Annotated in this window: 5 protein-coding genes and 2 pseudogenes; 5 read left to right on the forward strand and 2 right to left on the reverse strand. The window is 70.9% G+C overall.

What is annotated here, in order from left to right:
• Positions 1-548: 548 nt before the first annotated feature.
• From O3Q52_RS43360 to O3Q52_RS43380, 5 genes and pseudogenes are all read left to right on the forward strand, one after another.
• The gene (locus tag O3Q52_RS43360; RefSeq protein WP_269654028.1) at positions 549-2,387 is read left to right on the forward strand and encodes an ABC transporter substrate-binding protein; all 1,839 of its coding nucleotides are present in this window, start codon (positions 549-551) and stop codon (positions 2,385-2,387) included.
• 58 nt (positions 2,388-2,445) lie between these two features.
• Positions 2,446-3,513, forward strand: a complete 1,068-nt coding sequence (locus O3Q52_RS43365; RefSeq protein ID WP_269654029.1) for an ABC transporter permease — start codon at positions 2,446-2,448, stop codon at positions 3,511-3,513.
• A gap of 23 nt (positions 3,514-3,536) precedes the next feature.
• Positions 3,537-4,484, forward strand: coding sequence for an ABC transporter permease (locus tag O3Q52_RS43370; protein ID WP_269654031.1), 948 nt, complete (start codon positions 3,537-3,539; stop codon positions 4,482-4,484).
• A complete protein-coding gene (locus tag O3Q52_RS43375; protein WP_269654030.1) occupies positions 4,481-5,488 on the forward strand; it encodes an ABC transporter ATP-binding protein in 1,008 nt (335 codons plus the stop codon). Before O3Q52_RS43370 ends, O3Q52_RS43375 begins: the two co-directional genes overlap by 4 nt.
• Positions 5,488-6,512: pseudogene (locus tag O3Q52_RS43380) on the forward strand (ABC transporter ATP-binding protein). Before O3Q52_RS43375 ends, O3Q52_RS43380 begins: the two are co-directional and overlap by 1 nt.
• A gap of 104 nt (positions 6,513-6,616) precedes the next feature.
• Here O3Q52_RS43380 and O3Q52_RS43385 read toward each other — a convergent pair.
• On the reverse strand, positions 6,617-7,573 hold the full coding sequence (locus O3Q52_RS43385) for a bifunctional riboflavin kinase/FAD synthetase (protein ID WP_079053425.1): 957 nt from the start codon (positions 7,571-7,573) through the stop codon (positions 6,617-6,619).
• 138 nt (positions 7,574-7,711) lie between these two features.
• Positions 7,712-8,442, reverse strand: a pseudogene (locus O3Q52_RS43390) (serine protease); the annotation flags it as partial.

The raw sequence follows: 8,442 nt of genomic DNA on the forward strand, positions 1-8,442 counted from the left end.
GCCCCCGGCCAGCCCTTCAACCCCAACGCCCCCGCGCCGGCCCCGGGCCAGCAATTCCAGCCGGGTCAGCCCTACCAGCCCCCGCAGGCGGACCAGGGCGTCCAGGACCCTCCGGCTCCCCAGGCCCCCCAGGGTCAGACCCCGCCGCCTCCGCCGCCCCACCAGTAACCGGCGTCACCCGTAACCCATACGGCCGAACTCGCCGCTCCCGTTCCACCCCGAAGGGCCCGCCCGGTAAGTCACGGCGCGGGCCCTTCGCGTACCCCCGGACACCTCCCGGACGCGCCCCGCCCACCGCGGCCCAAAACGCCACCGCACCAGCCACGTTCTCTACCGCCACGCTCCGACCAGGGCCCCTTCACCGGTCTGAACCAATGACCGTGAAATCCGCGTCAACTCGTTATTTCCGCAGGCCACACGGGGTTCCCCGGCCGTTGACGCGTGCCGACCGGCGCTGATAGACACTCACATCTGCCCGGCCGCGGTCACCGGTTCGAGCAGTGCAACAGCCCATCTCCGTGCGAGTGATGACGCGAGGTCAGCGACCCATGGACACACACGACGAGTACGGCGCGAGAGGCACGGTCCTCCGCCTCCTCGCGGCCGCCGGCGCCGCGGCCCTCACCCTCACGGTCGGTCTCGTGACCCCGCTCAACCCGGCGCCCCAACAGGCCGAGGCCGACGGCAAGAAGGTCCTGACGGTCGCGGTGGCGCAGAGCGTCGACTCGCTGAGCCCGTTCCTCGCGGCGCGGCTGGTCAGTACGAGCATGCACCGGCTCACGTACGAGTACCTGACCAACTACGACCCGAAGGACAACCACGCGGTCCCGGGTCTTGCCACCAAGTGGGAGCCGTCCGCGGACAAGCTCACCTGGACCTACACGATCCGCGACAACTCCAAGTGGTCCGACGGCAAGCAGGCCACCGCCGAGGACGCGGCGTGGACGTTCAACACGATGATGACCGACGAGGGCGCGGCCACCGCGAACGGAAGCTTCGTCGCGAACTTCAGGAAGGTCACCGCCCCGAGCCCCACGAAGCTCGTCATCGAGCTGAAGAAGCCGCAGGCCACCATGGCCGCGCTGGACGTGCCGATCGTGCCGAAGCACGTCTGGGAGAAGGTCGACGACTTCTCGAAGTTCAACAACGACAAGTCCTTCCCCGTCGTCGGCAACGGCCCGTTCATCCTCACGGGCTACAAGGCCGACAGCTACGTACGGCTGAAGCCCAACAAGTCGTTCTGGCGCGGGGCCCCGAAGTTCGACGAGCTGGTGTTCAAGTACTACAAGGACGGTGACGCGGCGGTCGCGGCCCTGCAGAAGGGCGAGGTGTCGTTCGTCTCCGGGCTCACCCCCGCGCAGGCGGCGGCGCTGAAGGGCCAGGCGGACGTCACGGTCAACGACGCGCCGGGGCGTCGCTTCTACGCGCTCGCCACCAACCCGGGGGCGCAGTCGAAGGACGGCGAGAAGTTCGGCGACGGCCACGCGTCGCTGCTCGACCAGAGGGTCCGTCGGGCCCTGTTCATGGCCGTGGACCGCCAGACCGTCGTCGACAAGGTCTTCCAGGGCCACGCGCAGGAGGGCGAGGGCTACATCCCGCCGCGCTTCTCCACGTACTACTGGCAGCCGTCCGACGGCCAGAAGATCACGTACGACCCGGAGAAGGCGGCCCAGCTCCTCAAGGAGGCGGGCTATCCGAAGAACGGTGACGGCAAGCTCGTCGGCAAGAACGGCAAGCCGGTCACCTACCGCGTCCTCTGCCACGCGACGGACCCGCAGGACAAGGCGGTCGGGAAGTACCTGCAGGAGTGGTGGGGCAAGCTCGGCATCGGCGTCGAGCTCGACTGCCGGGACAACGTGAGCGATCCCTGGCTGGCGGGCGAGTACGACCTCGCCTTCGACGGCTGGTCCGTCAACCCCGACCCCGACTTCGTCCTCTCCATCCACACCTGCTCCGCGCTCCCGGCGACACCCAAGGACATCGGCGCGACCGACAACTTCATCTGCGACAAGAAGTTCGACGAGCTGTACGCGCAGCAGCTCGCCGAGTACGACCCCGCCAAACGGGCGGAGATCGTCAAGCGGATGGAGTCGCGGCTGTACGACACCGGGTACATGAACGTCATGGCGTACCCGAACGCGGTCGAGGCCTACCGCACCGACCAGATCGCGTCGATCACGAAGATGCCGGAGGCTGCGGGCAACATCTACGGCCAGGACGGCTACTGGAGCTGGTGGTCGGCGACTCCGGCCGCCGCCAGCGAGTCCTCCGACGACTCCAGCCAGACAGGCGTCATCATCGGCATCGTCGCGGGTGTCGTCGTCCTGGCGGGTCTCGGGGCGTTCTTCGCGATGCGCCACCGCGCGACCGCCGAGGACCGCGAGTAGCGGCCCGGTACCGCGCACAGCCAGCCAGTCGGGAGTGATCGAGAGTTGAGAACCGTTCATGACCGCTGAAGCGACACCCTCTCTGGTCGGGAAGACCGACGGTCCGGCCCCGGCCGGTCCGTCGGCGCGCGGACCGTGGGCGCGCACCACCGCCGGATATCCGCGGTACGTGGCGGGCAAGCTGGGCGGCGCGGCCGTCTCGCTGCTCGCCGTCCTCGTCACGAGCTTCTTCCTCTTCCGGCTGATCCCCGGCGACCCGGTGAAGTTCATGACCGGCGGGCGGCAGGTCTCGGCCGAACAACTCGCCGCGTACCGACGGGAGTTCGGGCTCGATCTGCCCATGTGGGAGCAGTTCACGGACTACTGCGGCAAGGCGCTGACCGGCGATCTCGGTACGTCGTACCAGTTCCGGGCGCCCGTCATCGACAAGATCACCGAGGCCCTGCCGAACACGCTGCTGCTCACGGGCACGTCGTTCGTGCTCTACACGGCCCTCGGCGTCTTCCTCGGCACACGGGCGGCCTGGCGCAACGGCCGGCTCGGCGACCGGCTCAACACCGGTCTGGCGCTGACCCTCTACTCCATCCCGTCGTTCTGGCTGGGGCTGCTGCTGATCATCGTCTTCGCGGTGGGCATCGGGCCGGTCCCCGGTCTCTTCCCGACGGGCGGCATGGAGTCCGGCGACGAACAGGGCTTCGCGTACGTCCTCGATGTCGCCCATCATCTGGTCCTGCCCGTCGTGACGCTGGTCGCGGTCGAGTACGGGCAGACGCTGCTGGTCACGCGCTCGGCGCTGCTCGACGAGATGGGCAGCGACTATCTGACGACGGCCCGGGCCAAGGGCCTGCGGGACGATCTCGTACGCCGTCGCCATGCCGTGCCGAACGCACTGCTGCCGACGATGACGCTGATCTTCATCAACCTCGGCCGGACCGTCGCGGGCGTGATCCTGGTCGAGACGGTCTTCTCCTGGCCGGGCCTCGGCGGGCTCTTCTACCAGGCGCTGAGCGTGCCCGATCTGCCGCTGGTGCAGGGGCTGTTCTTCGTCTTCGCCGCCGCGGTGATCGTGATGAACACGCTCGCCGACCTGATCTATCCGCTGCTCGACCCCAGGGTGGGCCGATGACGACGACGGACCCGGACGAGCCGATGACCACCGAGGCGCCTCCCCCGGTGGCTCCCTCCGAAGCCCCCTCGCCGCAGAAGGCCGGTCCCCGCGCACTCGCGTGGCAGCGCCGCCGCCGCTCCGCCGCCCGCTTCTGGCAGCGGTACCGCACCCATCGGGCGGGCGTCTTCGGTCTGGCCGCCCTCGCTCTCTTCGCGCTGATCGCGCTCACCGCGCAGTTGACCGTGGGCTCGGACGTGCAGAGCGTGACGAACGCGCCGGGGCGGCCCATGGAGAGCCCGAGCGTCGAATTCCCGCTGGGCACCGACCAGTTCGGGCGCAGTCTGCTCGGGCTCTTGGTGTGGGGGGCGCGGGTCTCCCTCCTTGTCGGGCTGCTGGCGGCCGTCCTCTCGGTCGCGATCGGCGCGCTCATCGGTATCACCGCCGGGCACTTCCGCGGCTGGTACGCGACGGTGATGATGCGGATCACGGACTGGTTCCTGGTCATGCCGACGCTGGTCCTGGCGATCGCGCTGGCGACCGTGATGTCCCGCTCGCTCGGCACGATCATCCTGGCGATCGGTGTCACGACCTGGCCGACGACGGCACGGCTGGTGCGTGCGCAGACCCTCGGCGTGGAGTCCCGGCCGTACATCGAGCGGGCCAGGGCGCTCGGCGGCGGCCACTGGCACGTCATGTCCCGGCACGTCCTGCCCAACGTCATGCCCCTTGTGCTGGCGCAGACGACCCTGATCATCTCCTCCGCGATCCTCGCCGAGGCAACGCTCGCGTTCCTCGGCCTCGGCGACCCGACGGTCGTCTCCTGGGGCGGTCTGCTCCAGGACGCGCGCGAGGCGGGCGCGGTCAGCGCCGGGAAGTGGTGGTACCTCGTGCCGCCGGGCATCGCGATCGCCGTCGTGGCCCTCGCCTTCACACTGTGCGGGCGCGCGGTCGAGTCCGTCCTCAACCCCAAGCTGGGGGTGACCCGTTGAAGACGCCGAGCACTCCGACCGCACAACCCCTGCTGGACGTACGGGACCTGGAGGTGACGTACGCCGGAGGAGTGGCCGCCGTGCGCGGGGTGAACCTCACCGTGAACGCGGGCCAGAAGGTCGGCATCGCGGGCGAGTCGGGCTGCGGCAAGTCCACTCTGGCGCTCGCACTGCTGCGGCTGCTGCCGGCCGGGACCCGGGTGACCGGGGAGATCCTCCTGGACGGCGAGGACGTACTGACCATGAAGTGGGGGCGGGTCCGGGCGGTCCGCTGGGCCGGTGCCTCGATCGTGTTCCAGGGCGCGATGCACTCCCTCAACGCCGTGCACCGCGTCGGCGACCAGATCGCCGAGCCGATCCTGCTGCACAGGAAGGCGACCCCGGCGGGCGCGCGGAAGAAGGCCGGCGAACTCCTGGAGCAGGTGGGCCTTCCGGCGGCGCGCGCGTCCGCGTATCCGCACGAACTGTCCGGCGGCCAGCGCCAGCGCGTGATGATCGCCATGGCCCTGGCCTGCGATCCCCGCCTGGTCGTCGCCGACGAACCGACGACCGCGCTCGACGTGATGATCCAGGCGCAGATCCTGCGGCTGATCCAACAGCTGGTCTCCGAGCAGGAGTTGGGGCTCATGATGATCAGCCACGACCTGGCGGTGCTGTCCGACACCTGCGACCGGCTCGCGGTGATGTACGCCGGGCGGGTGGTGGAGGAGGGCCCGGCCCGGCAGGTGTACGAGGACGCCCAACACCCGTACGGACAGGCGCTGTCCGCGGCCTTCCCGCGGATCGGGGACGCCGGGTCGCGGTTCGCGCCGCGCGGGCTGCCCGGTGATCCACCGGATCCCGCGGCCCTCCCGGGCGGCTGTACGTTCCATCCGCGGTGCGCGGTGGCGCTGGACTCGTGTGCCGCGGAGGACCAGGCGCTGCGGTCGGCGGCTCCGGACCGCAGGGCGGCCTGCGTACACGTGGGCCCCGTGGCCGTGGCGGAAGAAGCGAGGACCACCTGATGACGACGACCGCGACGGTCCCCTCGGTACCCCCGGCACCCTCCGCTCCCCTGCTGAGCGCCGAGGGCCTGCACGTCACGTTCCCCGCCCGGCGCGGCGACACCGCCCGGGCGCGGGCCGTCGACGGAGTGGACCTCGACATCCGGGCCGGTGAGATCGTCGCCCTGGTCGGCGAGTCGGGCTGCGGCAAGACCACCCTGGCGCGCTCGCTCCTCGGTCTCGTCCCACCGACCGCAGGCCGTGTCACCTTCGCGGGCCGCCCCCTCGACTACTCCTCGCGCGCCCTCAAGGCGTACCGCAAGCGCGTCCAACTGGTCCTCCAGGACCCGAGCGGCTCGCTCAACCCCCGGCACACGGTGTACGACGCGGTGGCCGAGGGCCTGCGCATCCACCGATACGCGGGCGACGAGCGCGAGGCGGTCGGAGCGGCCCTCTCCCGGGCGGGACTCCGCCCCCCTGAGCGCTTCTTCCTGCGCTACCCGCACGAGCTCTCGGGCGGCCAGCGCCAGCGTGTGGTCATCGCGGGCGCGCTCGTCCTGGAGCCCGAACTCATCGTCGCCGACGAGCCGGTGGCCTCCCTGGACGCGTCGGTACGCGGCGAGATCCTGGCCCTGCTCCTGCGACTGCGCTCCGAACTCGGCCTGTCCGCCCTGGTGGTGACCCACGACCTGGGCCTCGCGTGGAACATCGCGGACCGCGTCGCGGTGATGTACCTGGGCAGGATCGTCGAGACGGGAGCGGTGGAAGACGTTCTGACAGCCCCTCAGCACCCCTACACCCAGGCCCTGTTGTCGGTCCTCCCGAGGCCCCCGGCGACCCGGTCGTCCTCACCGGCGAGCCCCCGGACCCGTCCCGCATCCCCACCGGCTGCCGCTTCCACGCCCGCTGCCAGATCCTGGCAACCGGCGAGGCCGAACGAGCAGGCGTCGCGAACGCATGCCGAGCCGAGGACCTACCGGTACTGGACGGAGGAGGCGGCGCACAGGTGGCATGCCACTGGGCGAGGGCATCTGCGGTGCGGTAGGGGCGCCCCTTCAGGGGCGCGGGGAACTGCGCGACAAGCCACGACGGCGCCGCACCCGAACACCCACCGCCACGGCGAACCAACAACGCGGCGGGCCGGGGCAACTACCGCCCGCCGTCGTAGGCCTCGATCAACTCCCGCGACCGCTTGACGTCGTCGGAAATCGCTTCAAGCAACGCCTCGATGGACTCGAACTTCGCCTGCCCCCGCACAAAGGCCAGAAAATCCACGGCAACGTGCAACCCGTACAGATCAAGCCCCACCCGATCAATGGCGTACGCCTCAACCGTGCGCTCGGTCCCGTCGAACTGCGGATTCGTCCCGACGGAGATCGCCGCGGGCATCGCCTCGCCCTGCGCGTGCAGCCAGCCGGCGTAGACGCCGTCGGCGGGGATCGCGGTGTGCGGGAGCGTCTCGACGTTCGCCGTGGGGAAGCCCAGCTCACGGCCGCGCTGGGCGCCGCGCACGACGATGCCCTCGACGCGGTGCGGGCGCCCGAGAATCTCGCGTGCCCCTTCGACATCGCCCTCGGCGACCAGCCGCCGGGTCATGGTGGAGGAGAAGGGCTCGCCGCCCCCGGCTTCACCGGTCACGTAGAGATCCACCACCTCGACCTCGAAGTCGTACGTCTTGCCCTGCTCGGAGAGGAAGGCGACGTTGCCCGCGGCCTTGTGGCCGAAGCGGAAGTTGGGGCCCTCGACGACGGCCTTGGCGTGCAGCTTGTCGACCAGGACCTTCACCACGAAGTCGGCGGGCGACAGCTTCGAGAACTCGGTGGTGAAGGGCAGGATGAGCAGCGCGTCGACGCCCAGCTCGGCCATCAGCTCGGCGCGGCGGTGGTGCGGGGCGAGCAGGGGCGGGTGGCTGCCGGGACGCACGACCTCGCTCGGGTGCGGGTCGAAGGTGACGACCACTGACGGGACGCCCAGCTCACGCGCCCGTTCCACGGCATGCGTGATGATCAGCTGGTGTCCGCGGTGCACCCCGTCGTACGAGCCGATGGTGACGACGCTGCGCCCCCAGTCCTGGGGGATGTCCTCCAAGCCACGCCAGCGCTGCACTGTGACCGCTCCTCGTCGAACCCGTGTCCGTGTCTGCCTCATTACGCAGCTCTAAGAGTGCCATGCCGGGTCCGCTCGGCCCGCATCGGCATGGGGCGCTGTGACAGGGGGCACGTGGTGGCCGTGGAGCGCGCGCGGTCACACCGGAACCCGTGCTCCCGTCAGGTTCTCGATCATGCGCCGCGTGCTGGGGCCGACCAGGGTGGACCAGTCCTCGGGAGCGTCGGTGAGCCAGCCGGCGACCAGGGCGGCGAAGCCGGGAATCCGGCGGCTCTGGTCGAGCAGGGCCCGGTCGAAGACGGTGGCGCCGTCCGGGGTGCGGACGAGCAGGAGGCCGGCGCTGTGGACCAGCGCACGGGTGTGCTCCTCACCGCTGCGGGACACGCTGCGGGCCGCGCCCTCCGCGGCGGCCCGTACGAGCGCGTCGAGGACCACCGGGTCGTGCTCGCGCGTCAGCAGCAGATCCAGGAACTCGCGGCGCAGCGGATGGGCCACGGGCGTGCCGGGTGCCGCGAACACCTCGGCGAGCGCGGCCCGCAGCTGCGGCCTGCCCCCGTCGAGCAGCCCGGTGACCAGGGGATACAGCACGGAACGGGCGGCGGGTCCGTGCTCAAGCCGCCGGTCGACGTACGCCGCCACATGCGCGGCCGCCTCCGGACGCCGCTCCACGACATCCCGTACGAGCACGGCGACGCGGCGGGCCAGCGCGGGTGTGGTGACCTCGGCGAGCGTGCGCAGCGCCTCGCCCGTGTCCGGCTCGCGCAGACGGTCGCCGAACGCGGCGAGGACCGGTTCCGGGTGCGTCGCCAGCGCCGCCACCAGCGCGCTCGCGGGCAGGCGCGGGTCGCCCGCCCTGAAGCGCGCGAGGG

It is taken from the genome of Streptomyces sp. ActVer (assembly GCF_027270795.1).
GTDB classification, from domain to species: Bacteria; Actinomycetota; Actinomycetes; order Streptomycetales; family Streptomycetaceae; genus Streptomyces; species Streptomyces umbrinus_A.

Bases quoted from the DNA above. Each gene is read 5' to 3' on its own strand.
- O3Q52_RS43360 (WP_269654028.1), top strand. From the start codon at position 549: ATGGACACACACGACGAGTACGGCGCGAGAGGCACGGTCCTCCGCCTC.
- O3Q52_RS43365 (WP_269654029.1), top strand. From the start codon at position 2,446: ATGACCGCTGAAGCGACACCCTCTCTGGTCGGGAAGACCGACGGTCCG.
- O3Q52_RS43370 (WP_269654031.1), top strand. From the start codon at position 3,537: ATGACCACCGAGGCGCCTCCCCCGGTGGCTCCCTCCGAAGCCCCCTCG.